This window comes from Vibrio parahaemolyticus, assembly GCF_900460535.1.
In the GTDB taxonomy this organism is placed as follows: domain Bacteria; phylum Pseudomonadota; class Gammaproteobacteria; order Enterobacterales; family Vibrionaceae; genus Vibrio; species Vibrio parahaemolyticus.
The window spans coordinates 1,265,175-1,289,510 of the sequence record NZ_UHIL01000001.1; the positions used below are offsets into that span (position 1 = coordinate 1,265,175).

Here is a 24,336-nt window from a genome sequence, read left to right on the forward strand (position 1 = left end):
CAGTTATGGGTAAATCACTCGTTATAGTGGAGTCTCCAGCCAAGGCAAAGACGATAAATAAGTACCTTGGTAAGGACTTTATTGTTAAGTCTAGTGTTGGTCATGTGCGTGATCTGCCTACGGCCGGTCAAAGCACTGGTGAGAAGAAAGCTGCAGCTATCTCAACAAAAGGGATGAGCGCAGAAGAGAAAGCGCGCGTTAAAAAAGAAAAAGATCGCAAAGCGCTGATCAAAAAAATGGGGATTAACCCATATCATGACTGGGAAGCGAACTATCAGATTCTTCCGGGTAAAGAAAAAGTCGTAAGCGAACTACAAAAATTAGCCAAAGATGCTGATTGCGTTTATCTCGCAACCGATTTGGACCGCGAGGGGGAAGCAATCGCATGGCACCTTCGTGAGATCATCGGTGGCGATGAAGAGCGATACAAACGAGTAGTCTTTAACGAAATTACTAAAAATGCTATCCAACAAGCTTTCCAGACTCCTGGCGAGTTAAATATGGATGGCGTTAATGCGCAGCAAGCACGTCGATTCATGGACCGCGTTGTAGGTTTCATGGTTTCTCCATTGCTATGGAAGAAAGTGGCACGTGGCCTGTCTGCTGGTCGTGTTCAATCCGTAGCGGTGAAGCTATTGGTAGAACGTGAGCGTGAAATCAACGCATTTGTGCCTGAAGAATTCTGGGATATTCACGCAAATACCAAAACTAAAGATAAGTCAGATTTCAAACTGCTGGTTGCGCAGAAAGATGGCGTTGCGTTTAAACCTGTTAACGAAACAGAAACTAAGGCAGCCATTTCTGTCCTTGAAAACGCAAGCTACGAAGTGTGTAAGCGCGAAGACCGCCCGACTAAGAGCAAGCCTTCTGCGCCATATATCACATCAACATTGCAGCAAGCGGCAAGTACCCGTTTAGGTTACGGCGTTAAGAAAACCATGATGTTAGCTCAGCGTCTGTATGAAGCGGGTTACATCACATATATGCGTACCGACTCGACTAACTTGAGTGCGGAAGCAGTTGATGCTGTTCGTGACTTCATTGGTTCAGAATTTGGTGACAAGTATCTTCCAGCTAAGCCACTAACGTACGGCAGCAAAGAAGGTGCTCAAGAAGCGCACGAAGCGATTCGTCCATCTGATGTGTCAGTGAAAGCAGAAGACTTGCAAGGTGTAGATGCGGATGCTCACAAGCTTTACTCACTGATCTGGAATCAGTTCGTTGCGTGTCAAATGACACCTGCAGAATATGATTCAACCACAATCAGCGTAAAAGCGGCGGAATACACGCTAAAAGCGAAAGGTCGTATCCTTAAGTTTGATGGTTGGACTCGCGTACAGCGTCCAATGGGCAAAAACGAGGACACAATCCTTCCTGCGGTACAACTTGGCGATAAGCTAAGCCTAGAGTCACTTGACCCTAAACAGCACTTTACAAAGCCACCTGCGCGCTTTACGGAAGCGGCATTGGTTAAAGAGTTAGAAAAACGAGGCATTGGTCGTCCTTCGACTTACGCATCGATCATTTCTACTATTCAAGACCGTGGCTACGTAAAAGTAGATCAGCGCCGATTCTACGCTGAAAAAATGGGTGAAATTGTTACTGACCGTCTTGATGACAGTTTCAACGATTTAATGAACTACGACTTTACTGCGCGTATGGAACAGAAACTGGACCAAATCGCAGAAGGTGAAGTGAACTGGAAAGCAGTACTAGACAACTTCTTTGCGGATTTCACTGGTGACCTAGAAAAAGCCGAGTTAGACGAATCTGAAGGTGGTATGAAGCTAAACCACATTGTGATGACGGATATCGAGTGTCCGACATGTGGTCGCCCTATGGGTATTCGTACCGCTTCTACAGGCGTATTCTTAGGCTGTTCTGGTTACGCATTGCCACCTAAAGAACGTTGTAAGACAACCATTAACTTGGGTGACGAAGAAGGTATTATCAACGTTTTAGAAGAAGACGTTGAAACGGCTGCTCTTCGTGCGAAAAAACGTTGTCCGATCTGTGAAACTGCGATGGACGCGTACTTGATTGATGACAAGCGCAAGATGCACGTTTGTGGTAACAACCCGAACTGTGAAGGCTATGTTGTTGAGTATGGCGAATTCAAAGTGAAAGGCTACGATGGCCCTGTTGTTGAGTGTGACAAGTGTGGCTCAGACATGGTGCTTAAGAACGGCCGCTTTGGTAAATACATGGATTGTACGAGTGAAACTTGTAAGAACACCCGTAAAATCCTGAAGAATGGTGAAGTAGCGCCACCTAAAGAAGATCCTGTGCACTTCCCTGAACTGCCATGTGAAAACTCAGATGCGTACTTCGTGCTTCGTGATGGTGCTTCTGGCCTATTTATGGCGGCAAGCAACTTCCCTAAATCGCGTGAAACAAGAGCACCTCTAGTCTCTGAACTGGCGCGTTTTGAAGAGCGTCTACCAGAGAAGTTTAAGTACCTAACAACGGCTCCTCAAGAGGATCCAGATGGTCGCCCAGCCGTGGTTCGCTTTAGCCGTAAGACGAAAGAGAACTATGTTCGTTCAGAAGACGACGGTAAACCAAGTGGTTGGACTGCACTTTACGTTGATGGTAAGTGGGAAATCACTGATAAACGTAAAAAAGCGAAAGCTTAAACTCAACTTGTAAAATAAAGGCAGCAAATACGCTGCCTTTATTTTTATATCCACCTGTCTAAGCGGGTTTCCATCTGCTCCTTTCCCTACCGTTTTTAAGCTCTGTTTTCCCACTTTTAGCGATTTGTTTTGTCTGAATCTACAAGTGTCTTTTCTGTAAACAACATTCAGTTGAACTATTCATTTTATATTCACACATTTGTTATATCTTGGTATTTCAAACATGAACTGTAGTTAACGCGTTCGTAAATTGTTTTCACAATGTAATCGCTTACTTGGCCTTGTGTGATCTGGATATCGTCTTGAGCAAGTAACCTTTGTATGCAACACAGAACGGCATATTAAAAATTGTAATTTAGATTCTGGTTGGATAATTTATTACAAAATTAGTGCAATTGTATGCATTTATTTAGCGTCAAAAAATAAGAACAATTTGAATATTTGCATACTGGAAAATGCAATAGCTTTTTTATCTACACTGCAAGGGTTCAATAGAGGCTCAGGTGTAGGTGCAACAATGTATTCGCTTGACTCCCCGAGTTTTACTCATTCAAGTGAGTACTAAATCCAAGCTATAACGATATGGAGAACAACGAATGGCTGGTGTTTTGGGAATGATTCTTGCTGGCGGTGAAGGCTCTCGTTTGAGGCCTTTAACTGAATCCCGTAGTAAACCTTCGGTACCTTTTGGTGGAAGTTATCGGCTGATTGATTTCGCTCTAAACAATTTTGTAAATGCGGATCTGATGCGCATTTATGTCCTTACTCAATTTAAATCTCAGTCTCTTTTCCATCACTTGAAAAAAGGGTGGAACATTAATGGTATTACTGATCGCTTTATTGACCCAATTCCTGCACAAATGCGTACGGGTAAGCGTTGGTATGAAGGCACTGCAGATGCTATCTATCAGAACCTACGTTTTATGGAGCTTGAAGAACCGGATCAGGTTTGTATCTTTGGCTCTGACCACATTTACAAGATGGACATCAAGCAGATGCTGAACTTCCATACGGAGAAGAAGGCGTCATTGACGGTGTCTGCACTGCGCATGCCACTAAAAGAAGCTTCTCAATTTGGTGTAATAGAGGTTGATGCTGAAGGCAGAATGATTGGCTTTGAGGAAAAACCCGCTAATCCAAAATCGATTCCTGGAGAACCAGATTTCGCGTTAGTCTCGATGGGGAACTACGTATTCGAAGCACAAGTTCTATTTTCTGAACTCGTGGAAGATGCAGACAATGAAGCTTCTTCTCATGATTTTGGTAAAGATATCATCCCGAAAATGTTCCCTCGTGGTGACGTTTTTGTCTATGACTTCAGCACCAACAGAATCAGTGGTGAGAAAGAAGAGGTTTACTGGCGTGATGTAGGTACGATTGATGCTTATTGGCAAGCGCACATGGATCTATTAGAAAAAGACGCGCCATTCTCTTTGTACAACCGTAAGTGGCCTCTTCATACCTATTACCCACCATTGCCACCTGCAACGTTTACTGATTCAGACAATGGTCGAGTGCAGATCATCGATAGCTTGGTATGTAATGGCAGTTATGTTCGTGGTTCTCGTATCGAGAAGTCAGTACTTGGATTTCGCAGCAATATTGCATCCGCGTGTGATATTAGCGAATGTATCCTATTAGGTGACGTAAAAATTGGCGAAGGCTGTGTGTTACGTCGTGTTATTGTCGACAAGGATGCCGATATTGCACCTGGCACTCAAATTGGTGTGAATCTTCAAGAAGATAAAAAGCATTTCCATGTGTCGGAAGAGGGCATTGTTGTTATTCCGAAAGGAGCTCGAGTTGGCTACTAACAACTTATCCATTCTGTTTGTAGCTTCTGAGGTTGAAGGTCTTATTAAAAGTGGTGGCTTGGCAGATGTTGCCAAGGCACTGCCGGAAGCCCTTCAAAACCTACAGCAAGATGTAAGAATTACGATTCCTGCGTACACCAGTATCGAAAGATTAGCGGACGCAGAAGTTGTGCTAGAAACAAATCTAACGTCATGGCCGCATACAAAGTATCGAGTTCTATTGCTTACGTTAGGAAACAATCCTGTCTATCTGATTGATTGTGAGCCGTACTTCAATCGGCCATCAATGTATGCAGAGAACAACCAAGCGTATACCGATAATGGTGAGCGTTTTGCGTTTTTCAGCGCTGCATGCCTCGACATGTTGCCGAAGCTGGCGTTTCAACCTGATATCATCCATGCAAATGATTGGCACACAGGGCTGGTTCCGTTTTTGCTTAAGCACAGGTATGGCAATGATCCCTTTTTTGCTCATACAAAAAGCGTCATTTCAATTCATAATGCGGTCTTTAAAGGCGTATTTAGTTACGACGACGTACAGTGTTTGCCTGAGTTTCACTGCCGAAACGTTCCCGGTGCTGCGGTGAGTGCAACGCATATTACTATGCTCAAAGCTGGCGTAATGAATGCCGATAAGATAAATGCAGTCAGCCCAACGTACGCTGAAGAGCTAAAGACAGAACTTGGCAGTCATGGAATGGCATGGGAGTTTCAGCAACGAGCAGGGGATCTAGTCGGAATTTTAAATGGTTGCGATTACAGTGCTTGGAATCCGGAAACTGATGTTTATTTGCCAATGAACTATAGTGCCGACAAACAAAGTATGGTTCTAGGTAAAAACACTTGTAAGCGCGCATTACAGCAGAGGCTAAACCTTGCTGAAAAAGACGTAGCCATGTTTGGTATGGTTTGTCGTTTGACTCAGCAAAAAGGCGTGCATTACTTGCTGCCGGCTTTGGCGGATTTTTTGAAGCATGATGTTCAAGTCGTTGTTGTTGGGACGGGTGATCCCGTTTTGGCTGCACAATTGGAAGAGGTTGCGGCGCAATTCTCTGACAAGTTTGTATTTGTTGAGGCGTATGACAATGAACTCGCGCATTTAGTTGAAGCTGGTTCGGATTTCTTCTTAATGCCTTCTGAATTCGAACCATGTGGCTTAAATCAGATCTACAGCATGGCTTATGGCACCTTACCTATCGTGAGAGGGGTAGGTGGCTTAAAAGACAGTGTGAATGATTACGACGTAGACCCTTGCGACGCTACTGGATTTGTATTTTATGAACCGACGTCTCAAGCGCTGCTACTTACTATGCTGCGCGCGTTGCTGTTGTATGCGCAAAACCTGACGGAAGTGCAAAGAGTACAACTGCATGCAATGCAAAAAGATTTCTGCTGGCGGAAGGCCGCAGAATCGTATTTGCAACTCTATCGTTCAGCGTTAAATTGACGCAAGTTTGATAAAAAGTGTAACCAAAGGCACCTATTGAGGTGCCTTTATTACCTTGGTTTTACGGAGTGTGATAGGATTCTGTCACTCTCTATCACAAAGAATCTTACTTATACTGACTCATGACTCAGCCACTGCTTTTTCACAAAACCTATCTGCATCCTACTAGTAATGAGTGGGTTGTTTTCGTGCATGGTGCTGGTGGCAGTTCTTCGATATGGTTTAAACAAATTAAAGCATATAAGCAGCACTTTAATTTGTTGCTGATCGACTTACGAGGACATGGAAAATCCAATCAGCTTTTGAAAGAGTTGATAACTAGTCGTTACACCTTCACGGAAGTGACGCAAGATATATTAAAAGTGCTGGATCACCTAAAAATCCAGTCGGCGCACTTTGTTGGCATGTCGTTGGGTACGATCATTGTTCGAAATTTAGCGGAGTTGTCTTCTGAAAGAGTTCGTTCGATGGTTTTAGGCGGTGCGGTGACACGCTTGAATACGCGTTCGCAGATTTTGGTTAAGTTGGGTAACTTCTGTAAACATATCTTGCCTTATATGTGGTTGTATAAGCTGTTTGCCTACATTGTGATGCCGCAACGAAGTCAGCGTGAATCAAGGCATTTGTTTATTCGAGAAGCAAAGAAGCTGTGCCAAAAAGAGTTTAAACGCTGGTTTATTCTTGCCGCGGATGTAAACCCATTGATGAAGTACTTCAAAGACAGAGAGTTACCCATACCGACATTGTATTTGATGGGTGATAGAGACTATATGTTCATCCAACCGGTGAAAGAGATGGTTGCAGCGCATAAGCTCAGTATCTTGCGTGAAATTCCAAACTGCGGTCATGTCTGCAATGTAGAGCGTCCTGAAGATTTTAACCAACACTCTATCGAATTTATAAAGCAACAAAGTATCGTCGCCTAGCCATCAATATAGACACCTGAAATGCGAGAATAGGGGAACGATCATGGCTCCCCAATTTGATATCCACATTGCCAACACGCACCAAACTGTCCTTCGTTGTGTTCAAGACAATGAGGACATTGCCAGTCTTCATATATGTTGCTTTGTGACTGCTGCCTAAATGCTTCAATAATTGAGTGAGCTTTCAATTGTTGTTCTGGATCTAATAGCCAAACATAAGGATCAGTATCATCGCCAAAAGGAAGCTCACCTTTCAGACCAAAAAGTCCTTCTCCACGCACCTCACAGCATATATCTTCAGTTTTTAATAGTTCACATACGATGTGCGCTTCTGCTGGATTTTTCGCGATAAAGATTTTCATCAAATACTGCCATTTGGCTGAGTAGGGGTTGGCCTGACCTTATTCATAACCCATTTTACGAGTATTGGAAACAGCCCCAGCAAAGCAAAAGATGCTAATACAGTCGGGGATACGATACCAGAAAGGCTATCAATGGTTGCTAACTGAGTACCAGCGTTAAGGTAAACGGCAGTACCAGGGAGCATGCCTATTTGACTGGTTAAATAAAAGCGCGCAATGCTCATAGGTGTTAATCCCATCAGTAGGTTGATGAGGAAAAATGGGAACACTGGAATCAAGCGCAAAGAAAACAGATAAAACGCGCCATCCTTTTTTACTCCTTGGTTAATCGCAACAAGCTTTTCCCCAAATCTCGATTGAACCCAATCCCTAAGCAAATATCGGCTACTCAAAAAAGCTAAGGTCGCACCGATCGTACTGGCAAAAGAAACCAAAAGTAAGCTAAACCAAAACCCAAACAAAGCTGCGCCTAGCAAAGTAACCACTGCTGCTCCGGGAATAGAAAATGCGGTAATCGCAACATACGCTAAAAAATACACCGTGGCGGCATAGACGATGTTGGCTTCGATGAATGAATTGAGTGCTTCTTGCTGCGCTTTTGCGTTGTCAAGCGTTAGATATTGACCAAAATTAGCGCCTAACAAAAGAATGGTGGCAACAAGTATCAGTCCAAAGATAAGTTTTTTATTCATGTGTGCTCCGTTTCTATATCTAGGCTACCGCTTAAAGTATTCATACTGAATGTTGTTTTAACAATCTCGTTATCGAAACTAAGTCGTGGCGCTGAAGATACGGGGGTTTTGGGATTTACAAAGGAGTAGACACGAGGGGAGCTATAAAAATTTCATAAAAAAACCGCAGTTCACACTGCGGCTTTAGTCGATAGATTAGAGCAGACTTCTGTTACGAAAGGCCATTCATTAATTCTTCACGACGAGACTGGGGAACCACACTCCAGTGTGTGCCGTTAATAGCACCTTCTAAGGCCCAAAGTAGCTCAAGGCTAACTGTGGTGGAGTGCGTGTCTCTGATCGCTTTATAAGCACTTAGTGCGCCTTCTTCTTCAAGTTGAGCAACAGAATCAATACCCGCTTTCTTAAGCATTCTTTCTGTAGCCAATCTCAGATTTGGCAGATCTTTCAAGCGATTAGGCTTAGTGCTCGCTTGTTGTTCTTTCTCAAGTTTGGCGTTTTCTAAGGATTTTTTCGCTACTTCAATTAAGCGATCGCTAGATTCCCATAGTTCGCTGGAAATAGCGTAGTACTTAGTAACGACTGGGAAGCCACGTTTTTTATAAACGTAAGGCTTTAGACCCTGTGTCTCGAAGTCAGATGAAGTTTGTTGGTCTGCTCGTATATGAAGCTGGTTGTTTACCACTAGTGCAAACATCGTTTCATCAGCGAAAAGTCCGAAGCCACCAAACATTGAGCGCGACTTGATAGTACCAAGTGCCTCAAATAGCTTCATAGAGTCTTTGAGTATCGGTTTATCCATGTTTTGTTATCTCGGTGTAATTAATATTACGCCACCAAAAGTCAGGTCCGAGAGAGTAGCAAACGTGCGCAAAGGCAATGTCATTAAAGGGTAAAGACATTGGTTGCACACTTGCCATCGGTAACCCCGCTACCTTCCATATACTACTATGGTTCAGGCCGGAGGCTTTGCGTCCCACCCTTTCGGATGGTTTGCCCTGTGCGTGACCAGATGAGGATACTTCGTATATTGAATTAACATCACACTTTAGATTTTAAAACGTGATCTTGATTCAATAAATAATGCCATTTTGTGCATGGGTACTCATAATTGAGAATTGTATTTAATGTTTGAAAAGAAGCGGGAATTAATAATTCACATGTAAAGAAAACAGTAACTTATGGAAGTTATTGTTTTTAAGAATGAGGCAAAGTGTGCGGGAAGTGTTATTTTTTTAATAAAAAAAAGCGCCCCTAAGGGCGCTTGTGTTCATTTAATTAAGTTTCTTAACGGTGTTGCGGATAACAATCTCTGGTTGCATCTCGAACACACGCTTTTCGTGTTCTTTATCTTTAATGCGTTCAAGTAGGATCTCAAACGCATTTTTACCCACACGACGTTTAGGTTGGTGAATCGTTGTTAGCGGTGGTGAGAAGTACTCTGCAAGTTCAATGTTGTCGTAACCGATAACAGAAACGTCATCTGGAACCTTGATGCCGTTTTGTTGCAGACGGCTCATTAAGCCAAGTGCCATGGTATCGTTAAAACAGAATACTGCAGTAGGGCGTTTTTCCATCGCGGTGATCTTGTCTGCAACCAGTACCGCAGTATCGCATTCAAAGTTACCTTCAAGAATCCAATCTTCATTGATTGGCAGTTTTGCTTCAGCCATGGCACGACGGAAACCAGCGATACGCTCTTGGCAAGCAAGTTTCTCAAAGTGACCACTCAGGCAGGCGATGTCAGTGTGGCCGTTATCGATAAGATATTTAGTTGCTAGGTAGCCACCTTCTTCAGAGTTATCGATGATCTTGTCCGCACGAGAACTCTCTGGGCCCCAATCCATCACAACTTTCGGGATGTCTGAATGACGATCTAACATCTCTTTTAGTTCTTCGGTTAGATCTGAACACATCACCAAAATGCCATCTACACGTTTCTCAGCAAGCATGCGGATGTAGTCGCGCTGTTTCTCGTAGATGCCGCCAGTATTACACAAGATCAATGTGTAACCTTGACGGTAGCAGTAACTTTCTACACCGTCGATCACTTCAGAGAAGAATAGGTTAGTTGACTGTGTTACCAACATACCAATAGTACGAGTTGAGTTGCATTTTAAACTACGAGCAACTGCGCTTGGTGCGTAGTTAAGCTCATCAACCGCTTTCATTACTTTTTCTTGGGTTGCTTCTGCAACAAAACGTGTCTTATTAATAACGTGCGAAACTGTGGTAGTAGAAACGCCGGCTAAGCGAGCAACGTCTTTTATAGTGGCCATAAATGATGTCCTGTATCGAGCTACTTAATACCGTAGTGAATACAACCATACGCTTAGTTTTTTGCGCAAACTAAACACCACAACAACAGTAGTGTCTATTCTAGTAGGCAGCGGTTGTACCGAAATCGGTATAAAAAGATTTGTAGCAACTTGGTTGAAGGTACTCGGCTTCCTATTAAATATGAGGAAGTGGTCATCAACCTATTAATAAAAAACAAAAACCGCTATATTTCAGCGGTTTACATATAAATCATATTTAATCGTTTGCGTTCACATTTTAGCCCTATGTGGGCTGACTGGCAATATTTTCAGCAAGAGTTTTGTGTATTTGAAGTCACATTTTGACTGCTAAATGAACGAACGTCTTTGAGCCAGATTAAAAGCAAGCGAATAAAATAGGGAGCCCGACAGGCAGGCTCCCTAAAAATAGGCGGTGATTATTCACCAAGAAGGTAAGCGCTGTCCAGTTTACAAAATGCAATTAATAGTTGCGCAACGCTTAAGTAGAAGCCAAATTCATCAAATTGCTTACATTTTTCAGCAAATTTTGGCAACCAAGACATGAGTTGATTTTGGATGAAATCGTTTTGTTTAACGAAAGCCTCTTCCATATGTTTTTCTTGCTCTAACTCATTTGAGCGAATGATCATGTTGCCCAAAAAGTCCAATTCAACAGCAAGATGGTCTGCTGGTTCTTTGAGGTTTTCGTCTACCTGAACCCCAAAATCTGCCATCAGTTTTTCCATCTCTTCTGCAGGTTTGTCATTGAGCAAGCCTGATTCACCAATGTACATAGAAGCGTACGGTAGTGACCCATACTTATCTGTTTTTAAGAACAGCTCGCAAAAATCTGCTGCAAGTTCTAGTTGAGCATCATTGCGGTCTTGGAGTCGGTTTAGGGCATCAACTAGGCTATCAACGGCTGGCTTGAGTGATTCGTTCTCACCTAAGCCCGCTAAAAAACTGCGAATTTCAACACTGTGGTAGGTTTCTAGTTCTTTTTCGCTGAGTTCTTTAGCGAATAAGCTCGAAAACCACCAGTAAATTTCAGCACGCTTTTCATTAAAAGCTTTCACTTCTTGCATTTTTGGCTCCTGAAGGATGCTTCGAGTATTGCATCATAAAGTCAATTAGGGATATCCCCTAAGTGTAATCAAATAAGATGAATAGCAGTAACTATAATTATTGTTGATTATGTTGAATTGTGTGCACTTATTAACAGTGATGGGCAAGCTTGTTTTGAATCAATAAAAACGCTAAATCTTGCTTTTTAATGTATCTATGACTAGAAATGTTACTAGTTATGAATAGAATACGTCTTGGATAATAAGAAGACAGAAAGTGGTGTAAATGAGCTATCACGTATTAGTCGTAGAAGATGATGTTGTAACTCGTAGTAAGCTTGCGGGATATTTCCAAAATGAAGGTTACAAAGTTAGCGAAGCAGAAAGTGGCGCGGAGATGCGCGAAGTTCTGCAAGGCGGTGATGTCGACCTTATTATGTTGGATATTAACTTGCCGGGCGAAGACGGCCTAATGCTTACGCGTGAGCTACGCAGTCAATCAGACATCGGCATCATATTGGTAACAGGACGCACGGATAGCATCGACAAAATCGTAGGCCTAGAGATGGGTGCAGACGATTATGTGACAAAGCCTTTTGAACTAAGGGAATTACTAGTTCGAGTTAAAAATCTACTGTGGCGCATTTCTGCGGCACGAAGTGGAGCAAGTAAAGCGGCAAGCGAAACAAACGATGAACACATTGTTCGCTTTGGTGAGTGGACATTCGATATTCAGCGTCGAGCACTTAGCCGTAATGGTGAGCCAGTAAAACTAACCAAAGCAGAATATGAGCTTTTGGTGGCGTTATCGTCTTACCCGAATCAAGTGCTGAGTCGTGAACGTATTTTGAATATGATCAGTCATCGAGTTGATGCTCCAAATGATCGTACGATCGATGTTCTTATCCGACGCATGCGCGCTAAGATGGAGTTTGATCCTAAGAACCCACAAATTTTTGTGACCGTTCACGGTGAAGGCTATATGTTCGCAGGTGATTAATCACCATCAGACAAGCAGTAAAGAAAAAGGAGAGCCAATGCTCTCCTTTTTTGTGTTTATAAATCGGGTTTATTCCGCTTCCACCATCGGCGTTTGCCCTACGGTGTCACGCAGTCTTTGCCAAACGCTACCAAGGTATTCATGCCAAAACAGTTCAGTTTGCTCAAGGTAGCGAGCTTTAGGTGAATACTTGTCCCACGGTTGGCTAACTTCGTCTATCGCTAAGAAATTCGTTGGAGCAGGGATGGGTTTAATTCCAGCTGCGTTAAACTCGTACAGCGCACGGCTCATGTGGCTCGCTGACGTGACTAGCACAATCTCTTTTTGTTGAACAAAAGCGGCGGCTTGTCTTGCTTCTTCCCACGTGTCTTTTGCGTCTTCTAACAAAATAATGTCGGATTTTGCAACACCTAATGCCAAAGCAACGTTTGCCATCATACGAGCATGGCTGATCTCAGAGCCACCATCATAACCAGATAAAATTAGCTTTGCGCCTGGGTACATACGCAAAATACGAATGCCTTCCGTTAATCGCATCAACGCCGCGCGGCTTAATTGCGATGTTGGTGGAATTTCGTCATCGACCACGTGACCATTACCCAGCACCATAACGTAGTCAATGGTACCTGACACAGGTAAAAAGGCCTTATGCTCGCGCTCAAGTGGCATGAGAAGCTTGGTTGAAACAGGTTGGAAGGCAACTAGAAAAAGGCCAACAAAAGAGAACAGAACAACGAAGCAGCCAGTTTTACGTTTTGTGGTAAAACTAATGAGAGCAAGACCTAACAAGCCTATCAGTAGCAATGCCGGAAGCGGCATAAGCAAGGCTGACATTACTTTTTTCAGCTCAAACATACATAAATAGTCCGAAAAAACATCAATTGATAATAAAAATGAGGGTGACCCTCTTTATTCCTGCTTTCCTTGTGCCAGAATAGCGGCACAATCCGATATGATAACTCAGCAGAAGTGACAGAAGACCGCAATTTCGACGATATCGCCCACAAATTTGCAAAAAATATTTACGGCTCCGATAAAGGGGAGATCCGCCAAATCATTGTGTGGGAAGATTTTCTACAGATTCTAAGTGAATTGGATGCGAGCCAGCAACCCCTAGAAGTACTTGATGCAGGTGGTGGTTTAGCACAAATGTCGCAAAAGCTTGCTAAGCTCGGACATCGTGTTGCGTTATGTGATCTATCTTCGGAAATGCTGCAACTAGCCAAACAGGATATTGAAAAAAACGGTTTGCTTGAGCAGTATCGCCTGATTCATTCGCCTGTTCAGTCCATTGCGGAGCACATGGAAGAACAGGTGGATCTCGTTATGTTCCACGCTGTCATGGAGTGGCTCGTTGATCCTAAAACGGCGCTAGAGACAGTATTGGAACAAGTAAAGCCGGGGGGCATCGCATCAGTGATGTTCTATAACCACCATGGTTTAGTCTACAAAAACGTGGTTTGTGGCAACATTCCTCATATTTTAGACGGCATGCCCCACCGAAAAAGATTTAAACTACAGCCGCAAAAAGGCTTGAAACCGGAAGATGTCTATCACTGGATAGAAGAGGCTGGTTTTAGCATTTGTGGCAAATCTGGTATTCGTTCCTTTAGTGATTACATAGGTAATATGCAATACATGGGCGATTACGAGTTTGAAGATGTGTTGGCGCTAGAAAAACAACTATGTCGACAAGAGCCATACCTCTCATTAGGCCGCTATATTCACGTGTGGGCCAAAAAGAACGATAAACAGGAATAACAATGAGTGAGATGACTCTCAATGCTGCAGAGCAACCAATCGATGAGTTGGTTGGCTGGGTTAAGCAGCACGATTTCTCGTTGAACCTGACCACAGAGCGATTGGCATTTTTGATTGCCATCGCCGTACTGAGTAATGAAAGGTTCGACGAAGAACTGGGTGAAGGTGAACTGCACGATGCATTTGCCATCGTCACTCGACTATTTGATGAGACTGGCGAAGCCTCCGCTTTTCGTGCGAACAACGCCATCAACGAGATGGTCAAGCAGCGTCTTATTAGCCGTTTTGTCAGTGAAGTTACTGACGGAGCGAGCATTTACCGCTTGTCGCCTTTAGCGATAGGAATTACCGATTACTACGTGCGTCATCGCGAGTTTTCAAGACTGCGTCTGTCTATCCAGCTATCGATGGTAGCGGATGAAATGGCGAAAGCGATTGAAGCGGCACAAAAAGGTGGCACACCGGGCCACTGGAAGAAAAACGTGTACGGAGTTTTAAAATATTCTGTAGGCGAAATCTTCGATCAAATCGACCTCAACCAACGTGTCATGGATGAGCAGCAGCAATCTGTGAAACAACAAATTGCCGACCTGCTAAACAAAGACTGGCGTGAAGCAATCAACAACTGTGAAGCGTTATTGTCCGAAACCTCTAGCACGCTGCGTGAGCTTCAAGATACGCTGCAAGCCGCGAGTGATGAACTACAAACTCAAATCCTAGACATCCAAGAGATTGTTTACGGTGATCCTGAGCTTGAGTTCATCGAAGAAGCCTTGTTTGGTCTGCAAATGAAGCTAGACCGAATCACAAGCTGGGGCCAGCAAGCGATTGACCTCTGGATTGGCTACGACCGACACGTGCACAAGTTCATCCGTACCGCTATCGATATGGATAAGAACCGTGCATTTAGCTCGCGTCTGCGTCAATCGATAAAAGACTATTTTGATATGCCTTGGTATCTGACTTTTGCAGATGCAGAAAGGCTTTCCGACCTTCGTGATGAAGCTTTGGTACTGCGTGATGACGAGGTAACCGGCCAAGTTCCGATGGAAGTGGAATACGAAGAATTTCAACAAGTCAATGATGAGCTATCAGAACGCATTGGTGACATGCTAAAAGCGCATAAAGAGCAAGGCACGCCAATCGATTTGAGTGTGGTGCTGCGAGATTACCTTGCACAACATCCATACACTCATCACTTTGATTTAGCTCGAATTATCGTTGATCAAGCCGTACGTCTTGGTTATTCGGAATCGGATTATCAAGCGATTCAGCCTGACTGGAAAGCAATCAACGAATTTGGGGCAAAGGTACAAGCGAATGTCATCGACCGATACTAATGAATACATGTCAGATAATCTGGCAAAAGCAATTTCTAACCCTCTGTTCCCAGCGCTAGACAGCATGTTACGAGCAGGGCGTCATATTTCAACTGAAGATCTCGACAATCACGCGTTGTTGTCTGATTTCGAGCTTGAGCTTTCTTCTTTCTACCAGCGTTACAACACCGAGTTGGTAAAAGCGCCAGAAGGCTTTTTCTACCTACGTCCACGTTCAACATCATTGATTGGCCGCAGTGTTTTATCTGAGCTGGATATGCTGGTGGGTAAGGTACTGTGTTTCCTATACCTAAGCCCAGAGCGCTTAGCGCACGAAGGCATTTTCACCAATCAAGAGCTTTACGACGAGTTGCTTGCATTAGCAGACGAGAAAAAGCTGATGAAACTCGTGACGAACCGTGCAACGGGTTCGGATCTAGACAAAGAAAAACTGTTTGAAAAAGTACGCACGTCACTTCGTCGCCTACGTCGTTTAGGGATGATCATCAACATCGGTGAAACCGGTAAATTCAGCATTAGCGAAGCGGTATTCCGTTTTGGTGCTGATGTTCGTGTGGGCGATGACATCCGTGAAGCGCAGCTGCGTCTAATCCGTGATGGTGAAGCCGTAGTCCATACTAAAGAGCCGAGCCAAGGCAGCTTGCTGTCTGAAGAAGATCAAGAAGAACAAGCCCAAGAAGAAATGACAGAAGAGGGTGAAGCATGAGCATGATTGAACGCGGTAAATATCAATCGCTGACCATGGTCAACTGGAACGGCTTCTTTGCCCGTACGTTTGACATCGATGGTCTGGTTACGACGTTGTCGGGCGGTAACGGTGCCGGTAAATCAACAACGATGGCAGCGTTCATCACAGCGTTGATTCCTGACCAAACTCTACTGCACTTCCGTAACACAACCGAAGCGGGCAGCAGCCAATCGTCTCGCGATAAAGGTCTATACGGTAAACTACAGCCGGGTGCGTGTTACGCAGCGCTAGACGTAGTGAACTCACGTAACCAACGTCTATTGTTTGCAGTAAAACTGCAGCAAGTCGCAGGTCGTGACAAAAAAGTAGACATCAAACCGTTTGTTATCCAAGGTCTTCCAAGCCATGTGAAACCAACGGATATTCTGGTTGAAAGCGTATCGGCGACTCAAGCGCGCGTACGTCAAATCAATGAAGTCAAAGATGCGATTGCGGAATTTGAAGGCGTTCAATTCAAAGCCTTCTCTTCAATCGTGGATTACCACGCGCAAATGTTCGAGTTCGGTGTGATTCCGAAGAAATTGCGCAACTCAAGTGACCGCTCTAAATTCTACCGTTTGATCGAAGCCTCGCTTTACGGTGGTATCTCAAGTGCGATTACACGCTCACTGCGCGATTACCTTCTGCCACAAAACGGTGGTGTGAAGAAAGCATTCCAAGACATGGAATCGGCGTTGCGTGAAAACCGCATGACGCTAGAAGCGATCAAAACCACTCAGGCTGACCGTGACTTGTTCAAACACTTGATCACTGAGTCGACAAACTACGTGGCTGCTGACTACATGCGCCATGCTAACGATCGTCGCAACAAGCTTGAACAAACTCTATCTTTGCGCTCTGAGCTCTTTGGCTCACGCGAGACATTGATTGAGCAAAACAATCTGCTTAATCGCGTTCAAGAAGAACTTGAGCTTCTAATCGAATCGGAATCGGCACTAGAGCAAGACTATCAAGCGGCTTCTGACCACTTGCAATTGGTGCAAAACGCACTGCGCCAGCAAGAGAAAATCGAACGTTACCAAGAGGATCTTGAAGAGCTTAGTGAGCGTCTTGAAGAGCAGATGATGGTCGTTGAAGAAGCGCAAGAACGCGTGATGATGGTGGAAGAGCAAGCAACCGTTGCAGAAGAAGAGGTGGACAGCCTCAAGACGCAACTGGCTGACTACCAACAAGCACTAGACGTTCAGCAAACTCGTGCTCTTCAATACCAACAAGCGGTTCAAGCACTTGAGAAAGCGAAACAACTACTTGGTGATGACTGCCTGACGGCAGAATCCGCGCAAGCACTTGTTTCTGAGCTTAAGAACAAAGAATCAGAAAGCACTAACGCGCTGCTATCGGTTAAGCACAAGTTGGATATGTCTTCTGCAGCAGCAGAGCAATTTGAAACTGCGCTGAAGCTCGTACAAAGTATCGTTGGGCAAGTCGAACGTAAAGATGCAGCTGAACAAGCGAAAATCGTCATTACGAAAGCGCGTGAATCTCAGCAAATCGCACAAAACGAACAGCAATGGCGTGCTCAACATCGCGACCTCGAACGTAGCTTAAACCAACAGCGTCAAGCTCGTGAATTGGTCAAGGAATATCAAAAGCAGTTCCATGTTGAACTGACGGACGAAATCACGTTTGAACAAGAACGCGAACGTCATGCGATGCAAATCGAAACGCTAGAAATGACGCAAGAAGAGCTGCGCGAACAACGCAGCGAACAGCGTCGCCTAGAGCAAGATGCTGCGTCAGAAATTAACAAGTTAGAAGCTATTGCACCAACTTGGATTGCGGCGAACGATGCGCTAGAAAAATTGCGTGAGCAAAGCGGTGTAGACTTAGAAGATCGCCATGCGGTGATGAGCCACATGCAGGTTGTTCTGGAACAAGAGAAAGAACTGTCTCTTGCGAAAGACAAACTGGCAGAGCGTCGCTCGCAACTAGAAAGCGAAATCGAACGATTGGCATCACCTGGTGGTTCAAACGATCCTCGTCTGAAAGGCTTGGCAGATACGCTCGGCGGTGTGCTTCTATCTGAGATTTACGACGACATTACAATCGACGACGCACCGTACTTCAGCGCGATGTATGGTCCGGCACGTCACGCGATTGTGGTTTCTGACCTGTCGGGTATCGAAGAGAAACTGGTAGAGCTAGACGACTGTCCGGAAGATTTGTACATCATTGAAGGTGACATAGATGCCTTTGATGACAGCTCGTTTGACGCAGAAGAACTTGAAGGTGCGGTATGCGTTCGTATGAACGACCGCCAAATGCGTTACTCTCGTTTCCCTGAAATTCCATTGTTTGGACGCGCGGCGCGTGAACAGCGTTTAGAGCTACTGCGCAATGAACGTGAGGAAGTGGTTGAGAAGCATGCAAAAGCGGCTTTCGATTCACAAAAGATGCAGCGTCTATACCAAGCATTCAACCAGTTTGTGGCTAACCACATTCAAGTCGCGTTTGAAGCTGACCCAGAACAAGCATTGGCAAATGTTCGCGAAAAACGCGGTCAAATCGCCCGTGTATTGGCTGATTTGGAAGCGAAAGAACAACAACATCGTTCTCAGCTTCAGACTAGCAAGCAAGCTCTGTCTTCGTTAGACAAGCTCTCACCAAACATGGCTCTGATTGAAGACGATACGCTGCAAGCGCGTTTCGACGAGCTGGAAGAGAAAATTGCGCAACTGTCGGAAGCGAAAGCGTTCTTGAACAACCACGCGAAAGCCGTGGCTGAGCTTGAAAAAATTGCTTCTGCACTTGATGCAGACCCTGAACAGTTCGATGCGTTAGAAGCAGAATACAAAGCTGCGGACGAGCAACTTCAAGAATTGAAGAAGCAGATCTTTGCCTTGTCTGATCTCGTTGAGCGTCGTCACTACTTTGCGTATTCAGACTCCGTTGATTTGCTTAACCAAAGCAGTGAACTTAGTGAGCAGTTAAAAGCGAAGCTGGTTCAGGCTGAGCAAATGCGTACACGCTCTCGTGAAGAGTTGAAACAAGCGCAAGGTCAAATGAACCAATACAACCAAGTATTGGCATCATTGAAAAGCTCGCACCAAGCGAAATTGGAAACCGTTCAAGAGTTCAAACAAGAACTGCAAGAGTTTGGTGTTAACGCCGATGAAGGCGCAGAAGAGCGTGCGATCCGTCGCCGTGATGAGCTGCACGAGCGTCTACACACATCTCGTAGTCGTAAGAGTGAATACGAGCGTACCATCACCTCTACTGAGCTAGAGATGAAAGGTCTGGCGAAACGTCTGAAGAAAGTTCAGAAGGAATACGCAGAGCTGCGTACCTTCGTGGTTGCTGCGAAAGCGGGCTGGTGTTCAGTACTTCGCTTGGCACGTGAAAACGATGTTGAACGTCGTCTTCACAAGCGCGAGTTGGCGTACATGTCTGCCGATGAGCTGCGTTCAATGTCGGATAAATCGTTGGGTGCGCTGCGTCTTGCTGTTGCAAACAATGATGACCTACGTGATGCGTTACGTTTGTCTGAAGATAATGCACGTCCAGAGCGTAAAGTTCTGTTCTACATTGCGGTTTACCAGCACCTTCGTGAGCGTATTCGTCAGGACATCATCCGCACTGATGACCCAGTAGAGGCCATCGAAGAAATGGAAGTAGAGCTAGCGCGTCTGACTGAAGAGCTAACTCAACGCGAAAACCGTCTGGCAATCAGCTCTGAGTCTGTGGCAAGCATCATCAAGAAGACGATTCAGCGTGAGCAAAACCGTATTCGCATGCTAAACCAAGGCTTGTCGAACATCTCGTTCGGTCAGGTGAAAGGTGTGCGTCTAAACGTGAAGATCCGTGAAAGCCATGAAGTACTATTGCATGGTCTGTCTTCGCAGCAAGAACAGCATAAAGATTTGTTTGAATCTCCACGTTTCACTTTCTCAGAAGCGATGGCAAAACTGTTCCAACGCGTGAACCCTCACATCGATATGGGTCAACGTTCTCCTCAGGTTCTGGGTGAAGAGCTACTGGATTATCGTAACTATCTAGAGCTAAGTGTGGAAGTTAACCGTGGCTCTGATGGTTGGCTGCAAGCGGAATCTGGGGCGCTATCAACGGGTGAGGCAATCGGTACTGGTCAGTCAATCCTATTGATGGTTGTTCAGAGCTGGGAAGAAGAATCCCGTCGTCTACGCAGCAAGGACATCATCCCATGTCGTTTGTTGTTCCTCGATGAGGCGGCACGTCTGGATGCGAAGTCGATTTCAACGCTATTCGAACTGTGTGACCGTCTGGATATGCAGCTGTTGATTGCTGCACCAGAGAACATCAGCCCAGAGAAAGGTACAACCTACAAGTTGGTACGCAAGGTGTTTAAAGATCACGAACACGTACACGTTGTTGGTCTACGTGGCTTTGGTCAAACAGATAAACCGAAGAGTGAAGTTCAAGAAATGATTGAAGAGTTTGAATCATAAGCTTGGAAGCATAAAAAACGCCCGCAATTAAAGCGGGCGTTTTTGTATCTGATTAACAGGGAGATGCAGGTAACGGGCATAAAATAAGCCGAGGCTGTAGGACGACAGTCTCGGCTTTTTCGTGAGCACTTAGACCAATAGCAGGGAGTATTGGAAATAATCTAAGCGCTATTCCTCTGAAATATCGGTTCCAGCTTCGATAATTTCAGCAAGCTCTTCAAGTGCTTGAACCGAAAGCTCAGACAAACGCTGTAAGTGTTGGTCAAAAGTTTCCTGGTCTACAAGCTGTGGTTCATTATTATTTGTTTCTTTTGTTAGCATCGCCCAACCTCTTTAAGTTGAGTAAGGGGAGTAAACATCATACTCAATGGGCTCAGTGGAAAAGAAACGATCTATGTTGATTCTGTTAGCTCGATCATTGATTCAAATGATGAAACCGGCGAAATGAGATAGGAAGGGGATTGAAAACGATGGCAGAAAGAAAAAAGCTAGCAACCATGTGCTGATTGCTAGCTTGTAAGATTTAGAACTTTGGTTTTACACCAAACTGCTCAACCGCGTAGGCTACGCGCTCTATAGGCTTAGGGTACTCCGCTGGAGTGCCGAGGCTTTCAATATGCTTCAAGCGAGGAAGCAATCCTGCTCCGTTCGCGATTTGAATAGCCAAACCAGGACGAGCATTCAGCTCAAGTACCATCGGACCTTCTTCTTTGTCGAGAACCATGTCGGTGCCCATGTAACCAAGCCCCGTCATTTCCCAAGCACTTGACGCAAGTTCTAGCAAACGCTCCCAATGAGGAACTTGCAGAGTCGATAAATCTTTACCCGTATCCGGGTGGTGCGTTACTGGTTGGTCGAATTGCACCGCACGAATGGCCTTGCCTGTTGCGATATCAATGCCGACACCGACCGCGCCTTGGTGAAGGTTAGCTTTACCATCAGACGCTGATGTTGAGCAGCGCATCATCGCCATGACAGGATAGCCTTTAAATACTATGATGCGTACGTCTGGCACACCTTCGTAGCTGAAACCATCGAAGCAGTCATCAAACTTAATCAAGTTCTCAACCACGGCAACATCGTTCTTACCGCCGAGCGAGAACAGCCCCGCCAGTGCGTTACTGATGTGGCGTTCCACTTCTTCTTTGTTGATTGTCGCACCAGAAGGTTTGGTGTACACACCGTCTTTATGCGATGTCACCACCAAAATACCTTTACCACCGCTGCCTTGAGCTGGCTTAATCACAAAACCCGGCCAGTCTTTCACCATGTTGTGGATGGTTTTTACTTCTGCTTGGTTGTGGATCACGCCGATAAGGGCAGGGACGGTTGCCCCTGCAGCTTGAGCGATGATCTTGGTTTTTAGCTTGTCATCCACCAATGGGTATTTAGAGCGATCGTTATAGCGACCAATGTAGCTATGGTTACGCTTGTTCATGCCCATAATGCCTTTGTGGCGAAGTTTTGATGGCGTAGTGTAACGTTCAAACATCGTTTAATCCTCCGCTAGCGGTTTGAAACGACGTAGTTCTGTTAGACGGTAACCAGTGTAAGTACCTAGTAATAGAATACCCGCCAAAACAATTAGCTGTAGGCCGATAAAGTTAAACGTTAAGTGCTGGATATATGAGTTGGTCATCGCCAAGTAAACCAGTACTGCAGTCAGTAGTGAACCACCACCTTGCATTGCTACTTCTTTCGCGCCTTCTTCCTCCCACAGAATCGACATACGTTCGATCGTCCATGACAAGATGATCATTGGGAAGAAGGTGATTGTTAGACCTTCTGTCAAACCAATCTTGAATGCTACGACGGTAAACACCGAGATGATCATAATAACCGTGATAATAACCGCGGATATCCTTGCTACCAGAAGTAAGTTGAGCCGCGATAAATAACTTCGGATGATCAAGCCTGTACCAACAATTAATAGGAAGCCAACAATACCAGTCACAAGCTGCGTTTGAACGAACGCAACCGCAATCAGTACTGGCATGAACGTACCAGAGGTTTTAAGACCAATAATCACGCGCAGGAACACAACGATCAATGCGCCTATTGGGATCAGCATGATGGTCTTGAACATTGCTTGCTCTTCTAGAGGCAAGCTGTGGATTGATAAGTTAAGCAGGCCATCGGCCTCAACCTTGTTGTTTGTCGCTTGTTGAGGCGTCACTTCTTGTTTGATCATGGAGAAATGAACTTGGCTGTTCTTGCCTCCCACAAGGTCAAGTAACGAAACGTTCGATTCATCCCAAACAAGAAGGTTAGGTTTTACGGCTTTCTGCTCTGAATTTGGCGAGAACAGTACCCAATCTTTTCCAGACCAAACTTGCACCATCGGTTGGATGGTTTGACGACGACGGCCATCTTCAAGCTCGATAACGCCAACAATTTTACTTTGAACGCCTGCTGACAGAAGAATCTTGTGCAGTGCATCGGTGCGGTCAAAATCGTTCAATAATAGAGCGGAGTTTTGGCTGTCTGGATCGTTAAGCGCTTTGATTAACTCGCGTGCAAACGTCACGTTATCCGCAGAACGGCTCATGGCTTGATCGATGAGGGCGCTTGCTGCCGCTTGTTGCGGAGCGGATAACGTCGGTGGCGTGATATCGCCAGCAGGAGGCAGTGGTTCCACTTTAGCTTGTGGATCAACTAAGAACTGCGCTTTGTAGTAAATAGTTTGAGGGCCTTTCGCTTGGCGAATCGACCATTCGGCACGGCGACCTGAATCAGAGTTAATGTAAGAAACGCCATAACCAGAAGAAGAAGCAGACTCGCCAATCAGTGTATAACCACTTTGTGTATGAGGAGCGGCAAGAGAAGCTTTCACTTCATTCCCGTTTGCATTGAACTCGATACGAGCCTCTACATCCCACACTTGACGTGTTTCGCCTGGCGTCCAAGGCACGCCGTAATTTTGGTGTCTGAAAACACTCAAAGCAATGCCCGCAACCACCAACAAGATGATTGAAAGGTAAAACGGTATTTTTGACGTCATAATCTACCTTATTATTTTTTATCTTCGTCCGTTTGAATGTATGTACGGCTCACATCAACCAATGCGATGTCGCGCATAAATTCTCTACCTAGTAAAACAGGATGGTTCATGTGGGAGCGATCCGCCAACGTAAATTGCGCTTTTTCATGAATTTTTCCAACTCGCACCCAAAGTTCGACCACAGCGCGACGCTCCAGTTCTTCACTTGTTACTTGACGAATTTTCACATAACGAAGAACAGGCGCTTCGATCCATGTATTTTTCTCTTCTTCTGATTTTGTTGCATCAGCAAGATGGAAACGAACCCAGTTTTTGCCGTTTCTTTCGAATTCTTCAATATCAACTGCATTCAAAGATGATGTAGCCGCACCTGTATCGACGCGCGCATCAAACGTTTGTTTGATGGAGTCGATGGTCACTTTTTCGATCGAACCTAAAACGATGTCATGAGTCGGCGTTGGTTCAATAGGGGCAGGCGCTTGGACAATAATAGGCTCTTTCGGTTTTTTAACCTCTGCCATTGCCTCTTCGCGGAAGGTGCTTAGATCACCTTGTAACTTATCGACTTGGTCTTCAAGGCTGTCGATGTAATCTGATTGGTTACTGATCTGCAGCTCTAAGTTAGTTATGCGATTATTGAAATTCGCTTCTGAAGCTTGAATAGCGGCTAACGTTTCTTGGTGGTACTGTTCGCCTTTGGTAAGTGTGCATCCAGATAATAAGGCGATGGCAACAACCGGAGTCAATCGTATTAACATTGAAAACCTTGGGATTGGATTAAGTTGTTTGTTTTTTAAGAGTTTAGCTTATATCGATAAAGGCTCACAAGTAAGAATCTTTCT

The 24,336-nt window shown here is 44.8% G+C and carries 19 protein-coding genes and 1 riboswitch; of the genes, 9 read left to right on the top strand and 10 right to left on the bottom strand.

Annotation, left to right across the window (positions count from 1 at the left end; translation table 11 throughout):
- Nucleotides 1–5 precede the first annotated feature (5 nt).
- The 4 genes from topA (at nt 6) to DYB02_RS06475 (ending at nt 6,823) form a co-directional block, all read left to right on the top strand.
- Nucleotides 6–2,636: a type I DNA topoisomerase gene (gene topA, locus DYB02_RS06460; protein ID WP_005457230.1), complete on the top strand. Its 2,631-nt coding sequence runs from the start codon at nt 6–8 to the stop codon at nt 2,634–2,636.
- A 596-nt stretch (nt 2,637–3,232) separates the two neighbouring features.
- Nucleotides 3,233–4,450 carry a glucose-1-phosphate adenylyltransferase gene (gene glgC, locus DYB02_RS06465; RefSeq protein WP_005457246.1) on the top strand — a complete coding sequence of 406 codons (1,218 nt, stop codon included), beginning with the start codon at nt 3,233–3,235 and terminating at the stop codon, nt 4,448–4,450.
- A complete protein-coding gene (gene glgA, locus DYB02_RS06470; protein ID WP_021822304.1) occupies nt 4,440–5,897 on the top strand; it encodes a glycogen synthase GlgA in 1,458 nt (485 codons plus the stop codon). The genes glgC and glgA overlap by 11 nt, the downstream gene beginning before the upstream one ends.
- 122 nt (nt 5,898–6,019) lie before the next feature.
- Nucleotides 6,020–6,823 (top strand): alpha/beta fold hydrolase, encoded by an 804-nt coding sequence (locus DYB02_RS06475; RefSeq protein ID WP_005495870.1) that lies wholly within the window; start codon nt 6,020–6,022, stop codon nt 6,821–6,823.
- A gap of 41 nt (nt 6,824–6,864) precedes the next feature.
- Here the strand turns inward: DYB02_RS06475 and DYB02_RS06480 are convergent, their stop codons facing one another.
- The 5 genes from DYB02_RS06480 to torD all read right to left on the bottom strand — a co-directional run bounded on the left by DYB02_RS06480 (nt 6,865) and on the right by torD (nt 11,241).
- Nucleotides 6,865–7,185, bottom strand: coding sequence for a putative signal transducing protein (locus DYB02_RS06480; RefSeq protein WP_005483105.1), 321 nt, complete (start codon nt 7,183–7,185; stop codon nt 6,865–6,867).
- A complete protein-coding gene (locus DYB02_RS06485; RefSeq protein WP_021823258.1) occupies nt 7,185–7,877 on the bottom strand; it encodes a TVP38/TMEM64 family protein in 693 nt (230 codons plus the stop codon). Before DYB02_RS06485 ends, DYB02_RS06480 begins: the two co-directional genes overlap by 1 nt.
- 211 nt (nt 7,878–8,088) lie before the next feature.
- Nucleotides 8,089–8,679: a TfoX/Sxy family DNA transformation protein gene (locus tag DYB02_RS06490; RefSeq protein WP_005457243.1), complete on the bottom strand. Its 591-nt coding sequence runs from the start codon at nt 8,677–8,679 to the stop codon at nt 8,089–8,091.
- 116 nt (nt 8,680–8,795) lie between these two features.
- A riboswitch (cyclic di-GMP riboswitch) is annotated at nt 8,796–8,885 on the bottom strand.
- 266 nt (nt 8,886–9,151) lie between these two features.
- Nucleotides 9,152–10,156, bottom strand: a complete 1,005-nt coding sequence (purR, locus tag DYB02_RS06495; protein ID WP_005457245.1) for an HTH-type transcriptional repressor PurR — start codon at nt 10,154–10,156, stop codon at nt 9,152–9,154.
- A gap of 437 nt (nt 10,157–10,593) precedes the next feature.
- Nucleotides 10,594–11,241, bottom strand: a complete 648-nt coding sequence (gene torD, locus DYB02_RS06500) for a molecular chaperone TorD (protein WP_029805481.1) — start codon at nt 11,239–11,241, stop codon at nt 10,594–10,596.
- A 265-nt stretch (nt 11,242–11,506) separates the two neighbouring features.
- Here torD and torR point away from each other — a divergent pair, with 265 nt between their 5' ends.
- A complete protein-coding gene (gene torR / locus DYB02_RS06505; protein WP_005457237.1) occupies nt 11,507–12,220 on the top strand; it encodes a two-component system response regulator TorR in 714 nt (237 codons plus the stop codon).
- Nucleotides 12,221–12,289: 69 nt separating this feature from the next.
- Here torR and elyC read toward each other — a convergent pair whose 3' ends face one another.
- Nucleotides 12,290–13,075, bottom strand: coding sequence for an envelope biogenesis factor ElyC (gene elyC / locus DYB02_RS06510; RefSeq protein WP_005457224.1), 786 nt, complete (start codon nt 13,073–13,075; stop codon nt 12,290–12,292).
- A gap of 114 nt (nt 13,076–13,189) precedes the next feature.
- Between elyC and cmoM the strand changes: the two genes are divergently transcribed.
- Genes cmoM through mukB form a run of 4 tightly spaced genes read left to right on the top strand, consistent with a single transcriptional unit; the run spans nt 13,190 to nt 20,493 of the window.
- The gene (gene cmoM / locus DYB02_RS06515; RefSeq protein ID WP_005495865.1) at nt 13,190–13,981 is read left to right on the top strand and encodes a tRNA uridine 5-oxyacetic acid(34) methyltransferase CmoM; all 792 of its coding nucleotides are present in this window, start codon (nt 13,190–13,192) and stop codon (nt 13,979–13,981) included.
- Between the two features lie 2 nt (nt 13,982–13,983).
- Entirely contained in the window at nt 13,984–15,321 is a 1,338-nt protein-coding gene (mukF, locus tag DYB02_RS06520; protein WP_029805478.1) for a chromosome partition protein MukF, read from the top strand.
- The gene (gene mukE, locus DYB02_RS06525; protein ID WP_005483111.1) at nt 15,302–16,027 is read left to right on the top strand and encodes a chromosome partition protein MukE; all 726 of its coding nucleotides are present in this window, start codon (nt 15,302–15,304) and stop codon (nt 16,025–16,027) included. Before mukF ends, mukE begins: the two co-directional genes overlap by 20 nt.
- Before the next feature lie 2 nt (nt 16,028–16,029).
- Nucleotides 16,030–20,493: a chromosome partition protein MukB gene (gene mukB, locus DYB02_RS06530; RefSeq protein WP_031822867.1), complete on the top strand. Its 4,464-nt coding sequence runs from the start codon at nt 16,030–16,032 to the stop codon at nt 20,491–20,493.
- A gap of 168 nt (nt 20,494–20,661) precedes the next feature.
- Here the strand turns inward: mukB and DYB02_RS06535 are convergent, their stop codons facing one another.
- The 4 genes from DYB02_RS06535 to DYB02_RS06550 all read right to left on the bottom strand — a co-directional run bounded on the left by DYB02_RS06535 (nt 20,662) and on the right by DYB02_RS06550 (nt 24,252).
- Nucleotides 20,662–20,814, bottom strand: a complete 153-nt coding sequence (locus tag DYB02_RS06535) for a hypothetical protein (protein WP_005457235.1) — start codon at nt 20,812–20,814, stop codon at nt 20,662–20,664.
- Between the two features lie 202 nt (nt 20,815–21,016).
- Nucleotides 21,017–21,985 carry an alpha-L-glutamate ligase-like protein gene (locus DYB02_RS06540; protein WP_005457241.1) on the bottom strand — a complete coding sequence of 323 codons (969 nt, stop codon included), beginning with the start codon at nt 21,983–21,985 and terminating at the stop codon, nt 21,017–21,019.
- Nucleotides 21,986–21,988: 3 nt separating this feature from the next.
- The gene (locus DYB02_RS06545; protein ID WP_005495851.1) at nt 21,989–23,494 is read right to left on the bottom strand and encodes an inactive transglutaminase family protein; all 1,506 of its coding nucleotides are present in this window, start codon (nt 23,492–23,494) and stop codon (nt 21,989–21,991) included.
- Between the two features lie 11 nt (nt 23,495–23,505).
- On the bottom strand, nt 23,506–24,252 hold the full coding sequence (locus tag DYB02_RS06550; protein WP_005457212.1) for an ATP-dependent zinc protease family protein: 747 nt from the start codon (nt 24,250–24,252) through the stop codon (nt 23,506–23,508).
- Nucleotides 24,253–24,336 lie beyond the last annotated feature (84 nt).

Bases quoted from the DNA above. Each gene is read 5' to 3' on its own strand.
- topA (WP_005457230.1), top strand. From the start codon at position 6: ATGGGTAAATCACTCGTTATAGTGGAGTCTCCAGCCAAGGCAAAGACG.
- glgC (WP_005457246.1), top strand. From the start codon at position 3,233: ATGGCTGGTGTTTTGGGAATGATTCTTGCTGGCGGTGAAGGCTCTCGT.
- DYB02_RS06475 (WP_005495870.1), top strand. From the start codon at position 6,020: ATGACTCAGCCACTGCTTTTTCACAAAACCTATCTGCATCCTACTAGT.
- DYB02_RS06480 (WP_005483105.1), bottom strand. From the start codon at position 7,185: ATGAAAATCTTTATCGCGAAAAATCCAGCAGAAGCGCACATCGTATGT.
- DYB02_RS06485 (WP_021823258.1), bottom strand. From the start codon at position 7,877: ATGAATAAAAAACTTATCTTTGGACTGATACTTGTTGCCACCATTCTT.
- DYB02_RS06490 (WP_005457243.1), bottom strand. From the start codon at position 8,679: ATGGATAAACCGATACTCAAAGACTCTATGAAGCTATTTGAGGCACTT.
- purR (WP_005457245.1), bottom strand. From the start codon at position 10,156: ATGGCCACTATAAAAGACGTTGCTCGCTTAGCCGGCGTTTCTACTACC.
- torD (WP_029805481.1), bottom strand. From the start codon at position 11,241: ATGCAAGAAGTGAAAGCTTTTAATGAAAAGCGTGCTGAAATTTACTGG.
- torR (WP_005457237.1), top strand. From the start codon at position 11,507: ATGAGCTATCACGTATTAGTCGTAGAAGATGATGTTGTAACTCGTAGT.
- elyC (WP_005457224.1), bottom strand. From the start codon at position 13,075: ATGTTTGAGCTGAAAAAAGTAATGTCAGCCTTGCTTATGCCGCTTCCG.
- mukF (WP_029805478.1), top strand. From the start codon at position 13,984: ATGAGTGAGATGACTCTCAATGCTGCAGAGCAACCAATCGATGAGTTG.
- mukE (WP_005483111.1), top strand. From the start codon at position 15,302: ATGTCATCGACCGATACTAATGAATACATGTCAGATAATCTGGCAAAA.
- mukB (WP_031822867.1), top strand. From the start codon at position 16,030: ATGATTGAACGCGGTAAATATCAATCGCTGACCATGGTCAACTGGAAC.
- DYB02_RS06535 (WP_005457235.1), bottom strand. From the start codon at position 20,814: ATGCTAACAAAAGAAACAAATAATAATGAACCACAGCTTGTAGACCAG.
- DYB02_RS06540 (WP_005457241.1), bottom strand. From the start codon at position 21,985: ATGTTTGAACGTTACACTACGCCATCAAAACTTCGCCACAAAGGCATT.
- DYB02_RS06545 (WP_005495851.1), bottom strand. From the start codon at position 23,494: ATGACGTCAAAAATACCGTTTTACCTTTCAATCATCTTGTTGGTGGTT.
- DYB02_RS06550 (WP_005457212.1), bottom strand. From the start codon at position 24,252: ATGTTAATACGATTGACTCCGGTTGTTGCCATCGCCTTATTATCTGGA.